The organism is Pararhizobium sp. A13 (genome assembly GCF_040126305.1).
In the GTDB taxonomy this organism is placed as follows: domain Bacteria; phylum Pseudomonadota; class Alphaproteobacteria; order Rhizobiales; family Rhizobiaceae; genus Pararhizobium.
The window spans coordinates 223,589-241,162 of sequence record NZ_CP149511.1 but is presented as its reverse complement, the minus strand read 5'-3'; the positions used below and the strand labels follow the sequence as shown (position 1 = coordinate 241,162).

16 protein-coding genes and 1 pseudogene are annotated in these 17,574 nt (G+C 57.7%); 7 read left to right on the top strand and 10 right to left on the bottom strand.

Annotated features, from left to right (window positions below; all coding sequences use genetic code 11):
- Positions 1–15 precede the first annotated feature (15 nt).
- A complete protein-coding gene (locus WI754_RS22690; RefSeq protein ID WP_341487555.1) occupies positions 16–972 on the bottom strand; it encodes an ABC transporter permease in 957 nt (318 codons plus the stop codon).
- Positions 973–1,074: 102 nt separating this feature from the next.
- Positions 1,075–2,106, bottom strand: coding sequence for a sugar ABC transporter substrate-binding protein (locus WI754_RS22685; RefSeq protein ID WP_341487554.1), 1,032 nt, complete (start codon positions 2,104–2,106; stop codon positions 1,075–1,077).
- A 197-nt stretch (positions 2,107–2,303) separates the two neighbouring features.
- Here WI754_RS22685 and WI754_RS22680 point away from each other — a divergent pair, with 197 nt between their 5' ends.
- Complete coding sequence (locus WI754_RS22680) at positions 2,304–3,332, top strand: LacI family DNA-binding transcriptional regulator (protein ID WP_349438043.1); 1,029 nt, start codon at positions 2,304–2,306, stop codon at positions 3,330–3,332.
- Positions 3,333–3,506: 174 nt separating this feature from the next.
- Positions 3,507–4,670 (top strand): substrate-binding domain-containing protein, encoded by a 1,164-nt coding sequence (locus tag WI754_RS22675; protein WP_341487552.1) that lies wholly within the window; start codon positions 3,507–3,509, stop codon positions 4,668–4,670.
- Between the two features lie 4 nt (positions 4,671–4,674).
- On the opposite strand, the gene WI754_RS22670 is transcribed toward WI754_RS22675, so the two are convergent.
- Positions 4,675–5,493 (bottom strand): SDR family oxidoreductase, encoded by an 819-nt coding sequence (locus WI754_RS22670; RefSeq protein ID WP_341487551.1) that lies wholly within the window; start codon positions 5,491–5,493, stop codon positions 4,675–4,677.
- A gap of 147 nt (positions 5,494–5,640) precedes the next feature.
- On the opposite strand from WI754_RS22670, the gene iolG reads away from it, so the two are divergent.
- From iolG to WI754_RS22645, 5 genes and pseudogenes are all read left to right on the top strand, one after another.
- A complete protein-coding gene (iolG, locus tag WI754_RS22665; protein ID WP_341487550.1) occupies positions 5,641–6,651 on the top strand; it encodes an inositol 2-dehydrogenase in 1,011 nt (336 codons plus the stop codon).
- A 205-nt stretch (positions 6,652–6,856) separates the two neighbouring features.
- Positions 6,857–7,933, top strand: coding sequence for a sugar ABC transporter substrate-binding protein (locus WI754_RS22660; RefSeq protein ID WP_349438042.1), 1,077 nt, complete (start codon positions 6,857–6,859; stop codon positions 7,931–7,933).
- 35 nt (positions 7,934–7,968) lie between these two features.
- Positions 7,969–9,453 carry a sugar ABC transporter ATP-binding protein gene (locus WI754_RS22655; protein WP_341487548.1) on the top strand — a complete coding sequence of 495 codons (1,485 nt, stop codon included), beginning with the start codon at positions 7,969–7,971 and terminating at the stop codon, positions 9,451–9,453.
- Positions 9,450–10,496, top strand: coding sequence for an ABC transporter permease (locus WI754_RS22650; protein WP_341487547.1), 1,047 nt, complete (start codon positions 9,450–9,452; stop codon positions 10,494–10,496). Before WI754_RS22655 ends, WI754_RS22650 begins: the two co-directional genes overlap by 4 nt.
- Positions 10,497–10,675: 179 nt before the next feature.
- Positions 10,676–10,960, top strand: a pseudogene (locus WI754_RS22645) (gentisate 1,2-dioxygenase); the annotation flags it as partial.
- 283 nt (positions 10,961–11,243) lie between these two features.
- On the opposite strand, the gene WI754_RS22640 reads toward WI754_RS22645, so the two are convergent.
- The 7 genes from WI754_RS22640 to lhpH all read right to left on the bottom strand — a co-directional run bounded on the left by WI754_RS22640 (position 11,244) and on the right by lhpH (position 17,472).
- Positions 11,244–12,272, bottom strand: a complete 1,029-nt coding sequence (locus WI754_RS22640; RefSeq protein ID WP_341487546.1) for a proline racemase family protein — start codon at positions 12,270–12,272, stop codon at positions 11,244–11,246.
- Between the two features lie 46 nt (positions 12,273–12,318).
- A complete protein-coding gene (locus WI754_RS22635) occupies positions 12,319–13,038 on the bottom strand; it encodes an amino acid ABC transporter ATP-binding protein (RefSeq protein ID WP_341487545.1) in 720 nt (239 codons plus the stop codon).
- A complete protein-coding gene (locus tag WI754_RS22630; RefSeq protein ID WP_341487544.1) occupies positions 13,035–13,688 on the bottom strand; it encodes an amino acid ABC transporter permease in 654 nt (217 codons plus the stop codon). Before WI754_RS22630 ends, WI754_RS22635 begins: the two co-directional genes overlap by 4 nt.
- A 9-nt stretch (positions 13,689–13,697) precedes the next feature.
- Positions 13,698–14,360 (bottom strand): amino acid ABC transporter permease, encoded by a 663-nt coding sequence (locus WI754_RS22625; RefSeq protein WP_341487543.1) that lies wholly within the window; start codon positions 14,358–14,360, stop codon positions 13,698–13,700.
- A 217-nt stretch (positions 14,361–14,577) separates the two neighbouring features.
- Positions 14,578–15,390, bottom strand: coding sequence for a transporter substrate-binding domain-containing protein (locus WI754_RS22620; protein ID WP_341488052.1), 813 nt, complete (start codon positions 15,388–15,390; stop codon positions 14,578–14,580).
- 160 nt (positions 15,391–15,550) lie between these two features.
- Positions 15,551–16,465 (bottom strand): bifunctional Delta(1)-pyrroline-2-carboxylate/Delta(1)-piperideine-2-carboxylate reductase, encoded by a 915-nt coding sequence (lhpI, locus tag WI754_RS22615; protein WP_341487542.1) that lies wholly within the window; start codon positions 16,463–16,465, stop codon positions 15,551–15,553.
- Positions 16,465–17,472 carry a trans-3-hydroxy-L-proline dehydratase gene (gene lhpH, locus WI754_RS22610; protein WP_341487541.1) on the bottom strand — a complete coding sequence of 336 codons (1,008 nt, stop codon included), beginning with the start codon at positions 17,470–17,472 and terminating at the stop codon, positions 16,465–16,467. The genes lhpI and lhpH overlap by 1 nt, the downstream gene beginning before the upstream one ends.
- Between the last annotated feature and the right edge of the window lie 102 nt (positions 17,473–17,574).

Here is a 17,574-nt window from a genome sequence, read left to right as displayed (position 1 = left end):
GAGCGTCCTCCCGCATCAAACGCTGTGCCCGAGGAAACGGGCCAGTTTCTGGTTGAAGATGACCGCCACGATAAGCACGACACCGACAAAGGTGATGTACCAGGAAGACGGTGCGCCAAGTGCGATGAGTTCATAGCGGAAGCTGACGACGATGAGCGCCCCCAGAATGGCGCCGAGGATCGACCCGCGCCCGCCGCTGAGTAGACAGCCGCCGATGACCGCTGCCGAGATCGCCTCAAGCTCCATGTTTTCGCCGAGTGTCACGTGGGTTTGCGGCTGGTTGCACAAAGTCAGTATCCCGGCGAACCCAGCCATCAAGGAGCAGAGAACGAAGGCGGCGACCTTGATGCGATCGGTGCGGACACCGCGCGATTCAGCACTCTCCCGGCTACCCCCGGTTGCCAGAAGCCTGTTTCCGAACGGTGTCGCCCACAGCAGGATCCCGAGGATTGCAGCGACCGCAACCAGCCAGAAGATGGCGGCTTCGATACCGAACAACTCGCCGCCCAACAGGCGGGTAAGCGGATGGTTGCGCGCGGCAGGGGAAAAATTGTGAACGGAACCACCCGTCCACACATAGATAACGCCGCGGGCCGCGAAGAGGCCGCCGAGGGTCACGATCATCGACGGCAATTGTCCCTTGACGACGGCAATGGACTGCAGAAATCCGACGAGCGCCGCTATGGCGAGCGCCAGGAAAAGAGAACCAAACACGCCGAGCGCTGGTTCCATCGTGATGAAGGCGACACCTGCCAGCCCGTAGACCGACCCCACGGACAGATCGATTTCCTTTGTCATGATGACCAGTGCCTGGCCCATTGCCACGAAGGCCAGAATGGAGGTGAACTGGGTGACGTTGGCGAGGGTCTGTACGGTCCACCAGCCGGAAAAATCGATCACCGTGAAGACGGCAAGCATGACGGCGACGCCGATAATGGCGCCGAAGCCCTGGCTTCGCACAAGCTGTTTCATGATACTATGCTCACTGGTTTCAGTGCGCGACATAGCGGCCGCGCAGACAGATGAGGGCAGCCGGACGCTCGTTGCATCCGGCCGCCCTCCCGGGAGGAACCCTTACCAGGTGTTCTGCTCGTCGTAGGCCTTGTCACCGAAGACACCACGAACCAGCTCGGCCCACTTGTCAGCGTTGTCCTTGTTGATAATGACCGGGCCGGTCAGGATATCAGACTGCGGCGCCAAACCGAACCGCTTGTTCCAGTAGAGCCACTCCATCGGAGCGTAGCCCTGCAGCCAGAAACCCTGGCTGTTCGTCGCGAGAATGTGTCCGGCACGCACGCCTTCGATCGACACCGGACCTTCGTCGACGGTCAGGACGGTCACGCCCTTGTCATCAACATCGGGATCGAGCTTCATTTCGTTGGCGACACCCCAGGCCCAAGGGGACGACCAGCCGGCGACCGTGAAGATATAGTTGGTATCCGTATTGGCCTGCAGGAAGGATTGCAGCGTGTTGCGCGCCGTCGCCGGCTCCGCACCGATGAAGAGTTCGTCGAACTTGGCGCCCGCCTTCTCCATTACTTCCTTCATGCCTGCGCAGCGAGCCTTGAGGCCCTGGTGTGCGGAGTCATGGCTGGCGCAGACCACATGAGTGGGCTTCGGAATCTCACCTGCTTCAACCTTCTGCAGAGCGTACTCGCCGAGCTTCTTGCCGGTGAGGTATTCGTCACCGCCGACGTAGGTGAGATAGGGAATGCGTTCTCCCTCCGGGCGGCCATCGGGAATGTTGAAGGCGACGACCGGGATGCCGGCTTCAATCGCCTTGCGCAGCGGGCCTTCGAAGGCATCGGAGCTGACGATCGGCACGGCAATGCCGTCCGGGTTGGTCGAGATCGCCTGCTCGAGCAGGCGAACGTGCTCTTGGACGGAGTAGTTGTTGGTCGAGATATACTCGGTCTTGACGTTCGGATATCTCTTCTCGAACTCTTCCATCGACTTGGTCAGCCAGCCCATGTTCGGATCGTTCGAGCCAATATGCGAGACCATGACGAAACGGTACTGCTTTTCGCTGTCCTGTGCATGGGCAACACCACCAATCGCGGTGGCAGACAGCAGAGCAGACAGCAGCATGGATTTTTTGAAGTTCATAGGGGTCCTCCTCCTCTTTACGACCCTATTTTCGTGGATTGGAAGAACATCATTCAAGGACTATGACGCCCATTCTATGATTGTTTTTGCATCATTTTTGCTGCAAAGCACAATTTATACGCAAAATACTGGAATAATTGACTTGTACTTAGGCGATATTCCACCAATGATGTCTTTCACCTCACAAAGGAGACCCGATGGTGGCAAATCGCTTGAATTCCGGTACGTGGAAAGGCCCGACGGTTCATGAAATCGCTCGGCTGGCAGGGGTTGGTCCAGCAACAGTCGACAGGGTCCTGAACAATCGTGACGGCGTCAGGGAACGAACCAGAGCGCGTGTCTTGGGAGCGCTCGAAAAGTTGAAGAACGAACGCTCCGACAGCGATGCGCCCGTCCAGATCCGGCTCTTTTGCGACTCCGGCGAAACGTTCAACGCGGCCATGGCTGCAGCTGCCTCGGACGTCAATCGGAGCGTTTCCGGCGTGGAGGTCGAGGGTACCTATGTGACCACCAGCGCCGTCGATCCTATCGCTTTCGCCAGACAGATCGAGCAGGAAGGTGGCGGCGCCGATGGCGTCGTGATCATCGCGCGCGAACACCCCGCGATCAATCGCGCCATACGAAAACTTCGAACCATAAGCATCCCGGTCGTCTGTCTAACGACGGATCTTCCGAGCTCCCGAAGGAGCGTCTATATAGGAAACGACCAGCACGCAGCCGGCAGTGTGGCGGCGCTGCTGATCGGCAACGCTCTGCCCAGGGAACGCAACAGCATCCTGATCGTCATGAGCGTGCCCTTTCGTTGCCAGCAAGAGCGTGAAATGGGATTTCGCAGAGTTCTGCGTTCCGATTTCCACCACCTGAAGATCGAGGAGCGCGTGATCTCGGACGAGCGGCCGGAGAACACATGCGAGCAACTAACCCGGTATTTTGAAGCGAACGGCCACCCTGCCGCGATTTATAACGTCGCCGGCGCAAATCGCGGCATCGCAAAGGCGCTGGAGAACGCTGGCAAAGCTGACGAAACAGTGTTCGTTGGGCATGAACTGACGAACCATTCCCGCGGCTTGCTTGAATCGGGGATCATGGATTACGTGATCTCCCACGACTTTGTCAGCGAACTTGCGGCGGCGGCCAGGTGGATAAAGGAAAACTTGAACGGCGTGACGGCTGAGCCGTCTCACTCCCAAATACTCGTGCACACCCGGTACAACTGCGGACTCTGATCGTCAGCACGAGACTACCCGCCGGAGGAGAAGGGTTATCGAGTTCCCGGAAGAAAAGCTTCGCGACGTTCGATAGGTCGCCCCTTGTTCTCGCAAAACTCATGTAGCATGCACCAACGCAATCGATGTTGCATACTTGCATAGCTTGGCTATGGTTGTTTCAAAGGAAATACCATGAACCAGCCACGACCAAAGCCCCAGACCGCCAACGAACTGCTCTCAATCCTGAATGCGGCCCAGGGCGATTTAGGAAAAGGGGCGCGGAGGCTTGCCAATTTCTTCATTGCGAATCTCGGCACGACTGCGCTGCTTTCAAGCTCTGAGGTGGCGCGACGTTGCGGGGTCAATGCTTCCAGTGTTGTGCGGCTTGTCCAAAGCTTGGGTTTCTCGGGCTATCGCGAATTCCAAGCTGTTTTGCAGGAGCATCTGTCTGCATCGATGGAAGAGGCCAAACATCTGGATGCTGGAACTTTAACCTTCCCTGAGATGCCAAAGGCGCTACGCCTTCATCTTTTTGCCGATTCAGGGCGGTCGTTCGTCGAGACTGCGGAAACCGCCGCCAAGAATTTCTGCCTTCAAAACCCATCGGTGGAAATCAAGGCTGAGCTGCATGTTTCCTATATGGTCGATCCCAACGATTTTGCGCGGCGGATGGAAGCGGCTGCAGCGGCCTCGGACGGCATCATATTGGTTGCCAGAGAGCACCCAGCGGTAAATGATGCCGTTAGGGTCATCACGGGGCGCGGCATTCCCGTCATTTGTCTAACGACGGACCTGCCTTCATCCGGAAGAACCGCCTATGTCGGATCGGACCAGTATGTATCCGGCGCCACAGCGGGCTGGCTTTGTGGTCGTATGCTGCCCCGTGGTGAGAGCGGTCAGGTGCTGTTTGTCTACAGCGTTCCTTTTCGTTGCCATCAGGACCGCGAGCAAGGTTTTCGCCATGTCCTCCGTTCGGAATTTCCCACCTTGGCTATCGAGGAAAAAGTCAGCTCGAACGAGAGCGTGGACGTGATCTACGAAGCGGTGCGCCGCTATATTGGGAAGAACGGTCCGCCAGCCGCAATCTATAACGTATCAGGTGCAAACCTTGGAGTCGGACGCGCACTCGAGGACGAGCGCATCAGCAATACGACTGTGTTCGTCGGCCACGAACTGAATATGAATTCCCGATCATTGCTCGAAAGAGGCATTATGGACATTGCGATCGGGCATGATTTCGAGCGGGAGATCGCCTTGTCGGTCGAATGTATAAAGATGGCACGGCGGGGGATCCAACCTGTCAATCGCATAACGCAAAGCCAGGTTTTCACCCGCTATAACTGTGCCATCTTTTAGGCGTTTATACCGCGAGCTTCGCCACCGGCGTCGGAGGCGCAAACGGATATGCACCCCATACGGATTGGTCAAAATTGATCACAGACCCCGTCATGAGACCGGCATCATCCGAGGCAAGAAACGCAACCGCCTTGGCCACTTCTTCTGGCGCAAGAAGACGCCCGAAGGGTTGGTCGGCAGCCGCTTTTTCAAGCCAGTTTTCGTCAGCGCCATGATATTCCCGCTGAATCCGATCTTCTCCATCAGATGCCATCCATCCAATGTTCAGCTGGTTCACCCGGATTTTGTTTCTCATGGCCGCGAACGCGGTATTCCGAGTGAACGTCGCCAAGGCTGCCTTGGATGCGCAGTAGGGCGAAATGAACGGCTGGCCGGCGAGCGCAGAGGTTGAGCCGATATTTACAATAGCACCTTCGATATTGTCGCGCACCATCCGTCGAATTGCTTCCTGCATGAGGAAGAACGGAGCCCGCGCGTTGACAGCGAACATGCGGTCAAACAAATCCTCGTCGGTCGTCAGAATGTCGCCGCGATCCGTAAGGCCAGCGGCATTCACCAGGATATCCACGCGCCCGAAGGCCTCGTCCGTGGCGTCGAATATCGCCCGGCAGTCGGCAACCCTTTCAAGGTCGGCCTGAACGAAGCGAACGGTGCATCCGGTTTTCGCGCGGATGCTTGCGGCGACGGCTTCACCTTTTGCACGGTTTCGGCCACAGGTCACTAGGCCAGCGGCGCCTGCTTCCGCCAACCGTGTTGCGATAGCCGCGCCAAGGCCCTGCGTTCCACCGGTAACCACTGCGATCTTTCCATCGACTTTGTTCATTCGACTCCTCTTCTTTCCGCAATAAACGTTGCGCATTGCATCCTTGCGGAATTTGTATTGACAAACGTGCAATGGTGCAACATGTTTTGCGTCTGATATGCAAAAACTGATGCAAAAATGCGTCATGAATAACCGGGAGGAATTTGGATGTTACGTATTGCCGTTCTTGGATGCGGTCGCATTGGGCAAATGCATGCCGCCAATGTAGCACGCCATACGCGCGCCGAGTTGGCTGCGGTTTTTGACGTCCACCGCCCATCCGCGGAAAAGGTCGCTGCGGCACTGGGTGTGACGGCCGCAGCCAGCGCCGACGAAATATTCGCTTCAGACAAGGTAGATGCCGTTCTGATCGCCACGGCGACGCCGACGCACGCAGACTATATCGAAATGGCTGTGGCGGCGGGCAAGGCGGTCCTGTGCGAAAAACCGATCGATCTCAATCTTGCACGCGTCAACGTGTGCGCCGCCAAGATCGGCGATACCAAAATTCCTATCCAGTTGGGGTTCAATCGGCGTTACGACCCTGGCCACAGTGCAGCGCGCGCCGCGATGCTGGCCGGAGAGATCGGCGAACTGCATCAGGTCATCATCACATCCCGAGATCCGGCCATCCCACCGCGTGCCTATCTGGAAGCCGCCGGCGGTTTGTTCCGCGACATGACGATTCATGACTTCGACCTTGCCCGCTTCATGCTCGGAGAAGAACCAACCGAAATCTTCGCAGTTGCAAATGCTCTGATCGATCCCGCTCTCGGTGCGGATTTGAACGAGGTGGACAGTGCAATGTTCGTCCTGCGGACCGCCTCGGGCAAGCAATGCCACATCAATAATTCACGCACGGCCGTCTATGGCTATGACCAGCGGGTCGAGCTGATGGGAAGCGACGGCATGCTGATCTCGGACAATCGCAGGCCACACGAGTTGCGGCGTTTCACAAGCAAGTCCGTCGAAGCCAGCGAACCCTATCAGTTCTTTTTCCTCGAACGCTATCTTGAAGCGTTCATGGCCGAGATCGACGGTTTCGTGGATTGCGTCGAGAAGGGGGCAGTCCCTTTGGCCAGCTTCGAAGACGGGCGCCGAGCCCTCATCCTTGCCGAAGCCGCTTACATCTCAATGAAAGAGCGCCGTTTGGTGCAGGTGTCCGAAGTCACTGCCTAAGACATCGATCGCGCGGGTCTGCCGGGAGGACGGTGGACCCAACCTGGGAGGAGATCCAGCGAAGGTTTTTTCAGTGCCCGCCATTCGAGCACCGAAACAGTATTTGCGGTTTAAAATCGCAAAACCGGACCCCTTTGTGGAGGGCACAGAGGGCAGAAGTGGTGCGTCGTACCCCTTCCGGGGAACGGCCGAACCACGAAACCAAGTGGAGGAAGAAATGAAACTTACAAAGCAACTACTGACCCGGCGGCAGTCCACCGGCGTGATTGTAGCGAGCGCGCTGCTGTTTGCGTTGACTGCCGGAACCGGCATTGCGCAGGACAAAAAATCGGACGTCAGGATTGGATTCACCCCGAAATTCCTGAAAGATGATTTCCAGACCCTGATGCTCGATCTGTCGAAGAAGGCGTTCGACGCCAAGGGGTTCACCTTGGTTGGAGCTCCCGACCCCAATGGAGATATCGCGGCTCAGGTCGATGCGCTTCAGAACCTGATCGCAAATGGAGCGAACGTGATTGTCTTTGCTCCGATCGATGCGGCGGGCATTGTCCCGGTGGTCAAGAAGGCGAACGAATCAAACGTCCTCGTCTTCTCGATCGACGATAGCCCCGCAGGCGGCAAAGTAACCGCCACTGTGCGCGCCGATAACATCAACGCTGGCGCTCAGGGCGCCAAGGAAATGGTGAAGCGTCTTAAGGGCAAGGCGTGCTGGGCAGACAACAGTTGCATGGTCCTTGAGCTGCAAGGTGCCTTGACCACGCCGAATGGCCTTGATCGCTCCAAGGGTTTCGCCGATACCCTGAAAGAACTTGGACCGAAGGTTAAGTTGATCCAGCGGCCGACGGAATGGACTGCGGATATGGCCGCGGACGCAGCGCAGAATGTGCTCACCCAAAACCCGTCTCTGAATGGCATCTTCATGGCATCAGAACTCATGGCGTCGGCGGTCAACGCGCAGTTGAATGCGGCAAGCAAGGGTGCTGCCGCTGGCGATCCGGAATCGGTAATCCGCGTCGCAATCGATGGAACGCCCCAGGGACTGCAGCTGATCCGTGACAAAGCCCTCGATGCGACGGTGTCTCAGCCCTTGAGCGCTTACGCTGACAAGACGGCTGAACTTATCGAGCTTGTCTCCGGTGGCGGCAAGATCGAGGTCGGCCCCCGTGACGATGGGCAAGTGATCGATACCCCTGTTGGACCGCAGTATCAGCTGAACGCGACGCTGGTTACGGCCGACAATGTCGACTCGCCTGACTTGTGGGCCAACAAGCTCGGCCAGTAACCATCGAAAGGGGATAAGCCGTGGACCAAAGGATCATGGACAATAAGCGACCCATCGTAGAGATGCGCAACATCGCCAAGACCTTTGGTTCTACGCGCGCGCTACTCGGCGTGGATTTCACCGTCATGCACGGTGAGGTTCACGCCCTGTTGGGCCGAAACGGCGCAGGAAAAAGCACCCTGGTTTCCACTATGAGTGGCTTCACGCCGGCCGACACCGGGACGATCAGGATCGCGGACACTGAAGTCGAAGCGAACGGTCACAGCTACGCGGCAAGCATTCGCAACGTCATAGCGCATGTCCAACAGACGCCGCAGCTCTTCAACCTGCTCACGGTTGCCGAGAATCTCTTTCTGGAAAACCCGATCGTTCAAAAGAAGTATGGCATTGTAAGCCATGGGCACATGCTGGCGCGGGCTACCGAGCTGCTCGACAAATGGAACATGGACATTCGCCCCAATTCGCTCGCGGGAGAATTGGGCGCGGGCACGCGGCAGCTTCTGGAAATCATGAAGGCATTGAACCGGGGCGTCCCGGTGATGATCCTCGACGAGCCGACTGCGGCACTGAGCAACGCAGAGAAACGAATGCTCTTTGACCAGGTGAAGCTGCTCAAAGCCGCCGGCGTCTCGTTCATTTATATCTCGCACCATCTCGATGAAATTTTCGAGGTCGCAGACACGGTGACCATCCTGAGGGATGGGCAAGTCGTGAAGGCGCGTGAACCCGTGAGTGGGCTCGACGTTGAAACCATCGCAGACATCATGATGGGGGAAAAGACCGTTCGTAGCGTCCGCGAGGACCACACCAGACACCAGGAGCCGGCCTTGCTTCAGGCAAAAGCTATTCGAATCGACCAGTTGGCGGAGAACGATATCGACTTCCAGGTGCGCCCGGGCGAGATCGTCGCTCTGGCCGGTCCTGTCGGTAGCGGAAAGGAAGCGCTGGCTATGATTCTCGCCGGGCAGCTAAATCCCGCGAGCGGAGAAATTACGTCCCCGCGCGGATCGTTCCCGACGATAGGCTTGGTTCCGACGGATCGTCATGCCAGCGGGTATGTCGGCATACTTGGGGTTCGGGAGAATGTGGCGATCGGCGGGCTTGAAATGCTGTCCGGAACATTCGGTTTTATCAACAAGGGAAGAGAAGCCAGCCATGTTGGCCGCCTTGCCCAGCAGACGAACGTGATCGCATCGTCGCTCGACCAAGCGGTCAGCCAATTGAGCGGCGGGAACCAACAGAAGGTCGTCTTCGCGCGCGCCCTGTGCCGCAACCCCGAGGCCATCGTGGCTCTCAGCCCCACCCGTGGCGTCGACGTCGGGGCCAAGGAACAACTCTACGCGCTGCTTCGCGATCTCGCCAGCAAAGGCCTGGGGGTCATCGTCGTCTCTGATGAAGAGGACGAAATTGTACAACTGGCCAACCGGGTCGTCATCGTTTTCGAAGGACGCATCGTGGACGAGCTTGTGGGCGAATATACGATGAAAGACTTAATCTTGCGTATGGAGGGCGTGATATGAGCTTGGAAATGGTGAGCAACTCAAAACTGGAAAAGCGGAATTTGGGACAGTCGCGCCTTTCCGCTTTTGGTAGCGCTTTCGTCGCCGACGGTTTCACAATGTATCCTGTGCTTCTCGTGCTTGTCATCGTAGGCGCCATTGTGGCGCCGAATTTTGCCACGACGATCAATCTTATCAATATTCTCGAGCAGATCAGCGTGCTGGGATTGACCACAATTGGACTGACATTCGTGGTCCTTATTGGTCGCCTTGACCTTTCTCTTGAGGGCATCGTTGGTTTCGCGCCGATGTTTGCGGCTGTCACATTGGTTCCCGCGACAGCAGGCGGCCTGGGGATAGAATTACCGGCCTGGGCGGGTTTGTTCGTGGCATTGGGAACCGCCGGATTCATCGGCTGGTTCAACGGCTTCATGGTCGTGCGGGTTGGCCTCAATCCGTTCATCTCGACCTTGGGTCTGCTTGTGCTGCTGCGCGGTGGCGTTCTGATCATTTCCAACGGCCGTTCCATTTATTCACCGGGCAAGGCACTGACTTACCTCGGTTCCGAAAAACTGCTTGGAATCCCGGTCGCGGTGCTCGTATTTGTGCTTGTTGCTATCGTGGTCGGCCTGGTCTTCCAATATCACCGCTATGGACGAGCGTTGTACGCGATCGGCGGTAATGAAGACGCTGCGCGGGCTGCTGGCATCAAAGTGGACAGAGTGATTTGGTCGGCGTTCATTTTCGCAGCCCTATTGGCTGGGTTGGCGGGCATTTTGATGACCGGGCGGTTGGACTCTGCGGTGACAACGCAAGGTCAAGGGATCATCTTCAGTGCCTTCGCAGCCGCGGTTATTGGTGGTGTGAGCCTGGGCGGTGGCCGGGGTACGATCATCGGCGTCGTAAGCGGCGTGCTTTTGATCGGCGTCATCAACAATCTGCTGACGCTGGCTCAGGTTCCATCCTTCTATGTCCAAGCATCGACCGGAGCCGTCATCATCGTCGCCGCGATACTGACAACGGTTGCGAGCAGACGGTCGAGCGGTGTCCGGACGCGAACCTAACTCATCCCGCCTTGGGGGCCTTCGGAGTATATCAAGATATCCTCGCTGACAAACGATCAAAGCGACGATCTGCAAGATCGGCAGCAACTCCATCTCAACCTTTAGCGCGACAAGGGTCGACGAGATCAAATTCACGATCCTTGAGATGAGTGGCAATATCGGCACCATCCCCCGTACACGCGATGGCGACCATCGGGACCTTCATACAGCTCTTGCCCAGAGGGTTGACGACGTCTCCACATCGCTCGACGGACGCCACCGTTTTTGTCCCGATCGAAGGGCGCGGCCGGACACATATCGGCAAGGACACGATCATCGAATGGGGCAAGCGCGATATCTTCGTCGTGCCGTCGTGGCATCACGTGCGGCATGAGAGCGACGAGGACAGCGTTCTCTTCTCCTTCTCCGACCGCCCCATGCAGCAGGCACTCTATCTGTTCCGGGAAGATCGCGGCAATGCGTGAGGCTGCGTCCGGCATCTCCGTCCATCATTTCGGGATCACCGTTTCGTCCCTCGAGACGTCGCTGCGTTTCTGGATCGATATTCTCGGTTTCGAGCTGGTCGGGCGTGACGCATTGGAGGAGCGCGACTTTATTCGCGAAGATTTCAGACATCGCATACGATATCTTGTGCATGTCAAGGCGATTTTGTCGCCTTGCGCGCCGGGCGTTCACATGCGTTCTGCCTTTTTCTCCGGACTGCGGCCCGGAAAGAGTTCGACCTTAACTATCGGCATAGTGGACGCCTCAATTGTCCATCGGCCAGGTATCGGAGACGCGGTATCCGCCTTGGAACGGATCGGCAGGGTCGACCATCAGTTGCTTCGTTCCGATGATCCAGGCGCGGCCCGAAATTATCGGGCTGATTGCGGACGTGCCGTTGATGTCCAGTTCCTGATTGATGCTGCAATGGAACTCGCTGTCCAGGAGCGACGTGCCGACGAACTTGTCGCCGACCTTCATCTGTCCCTTGGCATGGAGGACAGCCATGCGTGCGGAGCAGCCAGTGCCGCAAGGCGAACGATCGATCTTGCCCGGCCGGATCGCGACGGCGTTCTTGCCGCGCAGAACACCATCCTTCATGACGACAGGATCGGTCATCTGGCAGAAGGAGATGTGGCTCCAGTCGTTCGCAGGATGTTTGAATCCGAGCTGTTCGTTGGCGGCATCTGTAATCTTCACGCCTATGCGCGCAATGTCACGCGCCTGGTCGGGGCTGAGGTTCAGGCCGAGCGAAGCGGCGTCGACGATGACGAAGCTGTCGCCGCCATATGCGGTGTCAACGGTTACCGTGCCGACCCCGTCGACTTCGATCTTTACGTCGAGCTTGTCAGCAAAAGACGGAACGTTGCGGACGCGGATACGGTCGGCCTTGCCGTTGCGGCATTCAGCTTCGACTTCGATCAAACCGCCGGGTGCCTCCAGGACCATGCGCGTGATCGGTTCTTCCATCGGGATGATCCCGGTGTCGAGCAGAACCGTCGAGACGCACATCGCGTTCGACCCCGACATCGGGGGCGTATCGACAGGCTCCATGATGATCCAGCCCATCTGCGCCTTCGGGTTCTTCGGCGGCACCAGCAGATTGACATGCCGGAAGACACCGCCACGCGGTTCGTTCAGGACGAAGTTGCGCAGGTTTTCGTCTTCGGCGATCCAGCGGGACTGCTCCCAAATGGTTGCTCCTGGAGGAGGCGCGACGCCGCCGACAATGACGTCGCCGACTTCACCTTCGGCATGGCAGCTGACGACGTGGACGATCTTGGATGAGCGCAATTTTTCGTTCCTTGATTGCGTAGAAGACTGGACGCGATTGCGGTGTTCAAATGGACTTCAGGAAGGCCGCAGTTTCCGGTTTCTGGGGGTGATCGAATATCTGCTCCGGCGAACCGATCTCGTGGATACGGCCTTCCTTGAAGAAGGCGATCCGATCCGAAACTTCGCGGGCGAACCGCATCTCGTGTGTAACGACGATCATGGTCATCCCTTCTTTCGACAACATGCGAAGCGTGTCCAAAACTTCGCCGACCAACTGCGGATCGAGGGCTGAGGTAACCTCGTCGAACAACATGTAGTCTGGCGACATGGCAAGCGCCCTTGCGATCGCCATTCGTTGCTGCTGTCCACCGGACAGGCGAGATGGAAACACCGCGAGCTTTTCCTTCAATCCAACGTGAGACAGTTGCTCGATAGCGATCGCTTCCGCCTCGTCCTTGGATTTTCCGAGGACTTTCCTCGGAGCAAGTGTGACGTTCTCCAGGACTGTGAGGTGGGGGAATGCATTCCACTGCTGAAACACGATACCGATCCGGCGGCGTAGCTTGTTGAGGTCCGTGGTCTTGGCGTGAACTTCCACGCCATCGACCTTTATGCGCCCCTGCTGGATGCCCTCCAGGCCGTTTATGCACATCAACATCGTGGACTTGCCGGACCCCGAACCGCCGATCATTGACAGGACTTCGCCCTTCTTCACCGTCAGATCCACGCCTTTCAGCACGTGCAGCGGGCCGAATTGCTTGTGTACATTCTCAATTGCGATCATTGGGTGCCCCACTTTTTCTCAAGTTGATTTCCGAGCCTGGCGATTGGAAAGCTCATTACGAAGTAGATCAGCCCGGTGATGCCCAAGATCAGCAAGGGTTCTTGAACGCGCGATGTTACGATCTGCGAACTCCGCAGAAGTTCAACGATGCCGATCCATAAGACGAGCGCTGTGTCTTTCATCACGCCGAGCGTTAGCCCGATCCAGCTCGGAAAGACGACCCGGGTGGCTATCGGCAGGGTGATAGAGGTCAGTTCCTGCCGCCAGCTGAGACCGAGAGATCGGGCGGCCCTGCGTGTCGTCTGGGGAACTGCACCGACGCCACTTCTGACGATCTCGGTGCAGAAGGCCGAAGCGTAGATTCCCAGACATATGCAGCCGACAGCAAAGGTCGGCCAGTTCAGCCTGAGCATGCTGTTGAACGAATTGAACAACACGAGCTGAATGAGGAGCGGCACGGACCGGAATACGTCAAGGACGGCGCCGAGCGTGTTGCCGATCCACCAGGGAGCGCTTGCTCTCACAAGGCCGAACAAGACGCCCAGGACAGTCCCGATCACGACGGCGGCGAGGGTAATCGCGAGCGTGGTCACGGCTCCCGAAAGCAGGAACTGGAAGTCGCCCCACGTGAATGATCCACCAAAATACATAGCGGCCTCCTAGTAACGGAACAAGCGCCAAGCCACGATGCGCGCCGACACCGTGAAGAGCTTGGAAATGATGTAGTAGAGGCAAGCCGCGACGAAGAAATACTCGAAGGTTCTATAGGTCACGACATTGAGCTCCTGGGTGACGCCCGTAAGATCCGTGGTCACGCCGACAATGACCCCCAAGGAACTCATCAGGATGGACCACACCATCTGGTTGGTCATGGCGTGGAAAACCGCGCGCAGCATCTGCGGGATCACGATATGCCACATGGTCTGCACGGCCCCCAGTCCGAGGGAACGCGCCGCCCGCGTCTGCGTCTCCGGAACGGCCGAGAAGCCGCCGCGGAAGGTCTCGGCAAGGTAGCCGGCATTGTTGAAGGTGATACCGAACAACAGGGCGGCATAGGAGCTAACGTGCAGGCCAAGCGAACCCAGGCCGAAATAAAGCATGTAGATCTGGAAGAGCGCCGGGGTGTTTCTGGCCGTCTCGATCCACACGTCGGCGGGCAAGGACAGGTAATTTTTGCCTGACCGTTTGCCGAGCGCCAGGAAAATGGCGAGAATCGTCCCGAACGCCATGGCCAGGCCGGCGATCTCGATCGTTTCCAGAGCGCCCCACAGCATCTCGGGAAGCGCGCGAAGGACCGGCCTCCACTGAAATTGATAGTCCATTTTGCTACCTCATTCTCGGTAAGCGTCCGCGGGCCGCAGCCATGCGCGCAAATACGAATTTAAGAGCATAAGAAGTGTTCGCGAGCCGGCTTGACCTTGTGTCCATTGGCGATGGAAGCGCTGAAAGCGCTCTCGCTTTTTGGAGACGCATTTGAGCTCTCCAGTGGCGCCCGATCGATTACGATCGGGCGCCACCTTCTGATGAGACAGACACTGGTTATCGATATGCGCCGGCAACGGTGAGGTCCGGCGCCGCGCCGGCATCCTCGCCAATCCACTTCTTGTAGAGTTCCGCGTAGCGACCGGAGCGAACCTGGCGGTTCAGGAACAGGTTGACATAGTTGAGCCAGCCCTGTTCCTGACGCTTGACGATCAGGGCGCAATAGTCGGCATCGACCGGAGCGGCTCCGACCACCTTCAGGCCCGGATACTTGCCGGACTCGATGATTGCCGCAGCAATCGTTGAAGTGGTGTAGGTCGCATCGATGCGCTTTTGTCCAAGCGCCAGGAACGTGTCGGACTGGCTTTGGAATGTCAGCAACTGCGTGCTGGAATCGCTCATCTTTTTGACCTCTTCGGCGAGCGCAAGCGTTTCGTACGCGCCGGCCGGGCCGCCGACTGGGTGCCCCTTGATACCGTCCGGTCCCTTGATGCCTGAATCTTCGCGAACCAACACGATCGTCTCAAACACGAAATAGGGGATCGAGAAACCCACGGTTTTCGCGCGTTCGAGAGTATCAGAGGCGACGGCAACGGCCACATCAGCCCGGCCCGACAACACCGCGGGGATGCGGTCGTTTTCCGGGGTGTCCACGATCTCGACTTCGACACCCAGCGCCTTGCCGAGGTCGTTGCAGTAATCCACGTCGAAACCGATCGGATTGTTGTCAGCATCACGCGAGCCGTTTGGCGGGAAGTCGAGTTGCACCGCGCAACGAAGCTTGCCTGCACCGATAATGTCGTCAAGTTGGTCTGCATGGGCAGCCGAGCCGCAGATCGTTGCAGCGGCAAGAGCCATAAGCGGGATCATTTTCTTCATTTTCAGTTCCTCTCTTTCTTATCCATTTTATTTTCGCATATCGGCTATCGTATACGTCGACTGGTATCAGTTTCCTGCTGTCACAAAGTTCCTTCAAGCGTAGGCATATTAGGATATCGTATACGATAGTCTTCCGGAGTCAATGCAGGCGTTAACCTGTCGTGCCCTCCGCAATCATCTCACGCGCCACTCGGCAGGCCGCGAGATCCCAGGCTGCGCAACCGACGCTCTTGAAGAACACTGGCCCTGCAACATTTGCCGTGCCCTGGAGCACCTCGCCGAGGGAGATCACGCCAGACCAATCGACGCCGGCCTGAATGAGATCACCAGCCTCATGGCGCGCGCCGGCGGGATCGTCGACGAGAACGGTACTAGCCAATATCGTCTCCCTGCCCACTTCGGCCGCGTCCGGCGTAAACGCCCCTACTCCCACAATAAGCCGATCCTGCACTGCCGCTTCTGCATAAACCGGCGTCTTGCTTGTGGTCAGCGTAACGACAACGTCAATACGTGACCAATCGCGGTCCGCAAAAGGCTTGACGGTGCAGGAAGAATGCCTGGCGCAAAACTGCTCCTCCTCCTGTTCGGAAATTCCGGCGACGACAAGGTCGACACCGGGATAGAAGGATGAGAGCGCCTGCGCATGGGTCGACGCCTGCTTGCCAGTGCCAATGATCGCGATAGCCTTCGGCGGTGTTTTCCGAAGTCGGCTGATCGCCAACAGCGTTACCGCCGCCGTCCGCCGACCCGTGACAGTCGGGCCGTCGAGGGCGAACAGAGAGACGCCGGTGACAGCGTCATAGGCCACGACTTCTCCGTTGATCGTCGCCAGATTGCGGGAGAAATTCGAAGGGCACACATTGACCAACTTGTGGGTTGCAATGTCTTGAGCGCCGGCGGGCATGGAGAGCATGACACCGCCAGCCGCCAGAGGGACGACCAACCGCTCCGGACTGGCGATCTTACCGGCAGCATATTCCGCCACGGCTTTCTCCAGCTCCCCGACAAGCATTTTGAAGGGAAGCAGGGTCTCCGTGGATGTCGCATCGAACCGTTGGATCGTCATCAGATCACCCGAAAACCGAACTTGAGCGGATCGGCTTCGTCGATCACCCAGTTAGCAAAGCCGCAAATATGCGCACTGCCTTCCACTTCCGTGATGACCGCATCAAGTTCCCCGACCTTCGTTTCGGAAATCACGCGTCCTTTGAAAATCGTGCCGATGATCGATTCATTGACGAGCGTGTCGGAGGAGGCCATTTCACCCCGAAGATAGAGCTGCGCAGTTCGGCCGGCCGTACCAGTGCCGGTGGGCGAGCGATCAACGGCTCGGTCGCCATAGACGCAGCAATTGGCCTGCGTGGACCCCTCGTGCCGGGGATCGCCATAGACCATCACTCCGTACACGTCGTTGAACTCCGGGATTTCCGGATGCACAAACGGCATCTTGGCGTTAACGGCGGCCTTGATCTCGTATCCAAGCTGCATGACGCGCTGAGCGTCGTGCTCCCGGATTTCCACGCCGAACTTCCTGGCATCGACGTAGAAATATGTGGCGCCGCCGTAGGCGACATCGCCCGTCACCTCACCGAAGGTCGGCGTCTGAACGGTCACGTCACGGCTGAAAATGAATGAGGGTACGTTGACGAACCGAACCGAGCCGACACGTTCACCGTCCCATTGGACATAGGCCTCGATAAAGCCACAAGGCACATCGATGCCAACCTTCGTTTCCGGCGCTTTCCGATCAATCCAGCCCATTTCTACAGCGGCGGTCGCCAAGGCAATGACGCCGTGACCGCAGTGCGGGCTATATCCCATGTTGTTGAGAAAGATCACGCCGAAGTCGGCTTCGGGACTGACCGGTTCGGTCAGATATCCACCATAGAGATCCTTATGGCCGCGGGGCTCCAGAAGCACTGCCCGACGATAATGATCGGCGTTCTGTTCGAGCCAGGCGATACGTTCGATAATGGTCTTGCCCGGAATTTTGGGCAGCCCCTGGGTGACCAGGCGGAAGGTTTCGCCGCAAGTGTGCAGCTCGACTGTGGTCAAGAACCGATCGAATTTCATGTTGCTCCCTCTCGTTAACGGCCAATTTACCGTTTATCAGTTTTGGTATTTCGAATATCGTATACGATATCTATCGCGAGTCAAGATGGTTTCTCCCCTTTC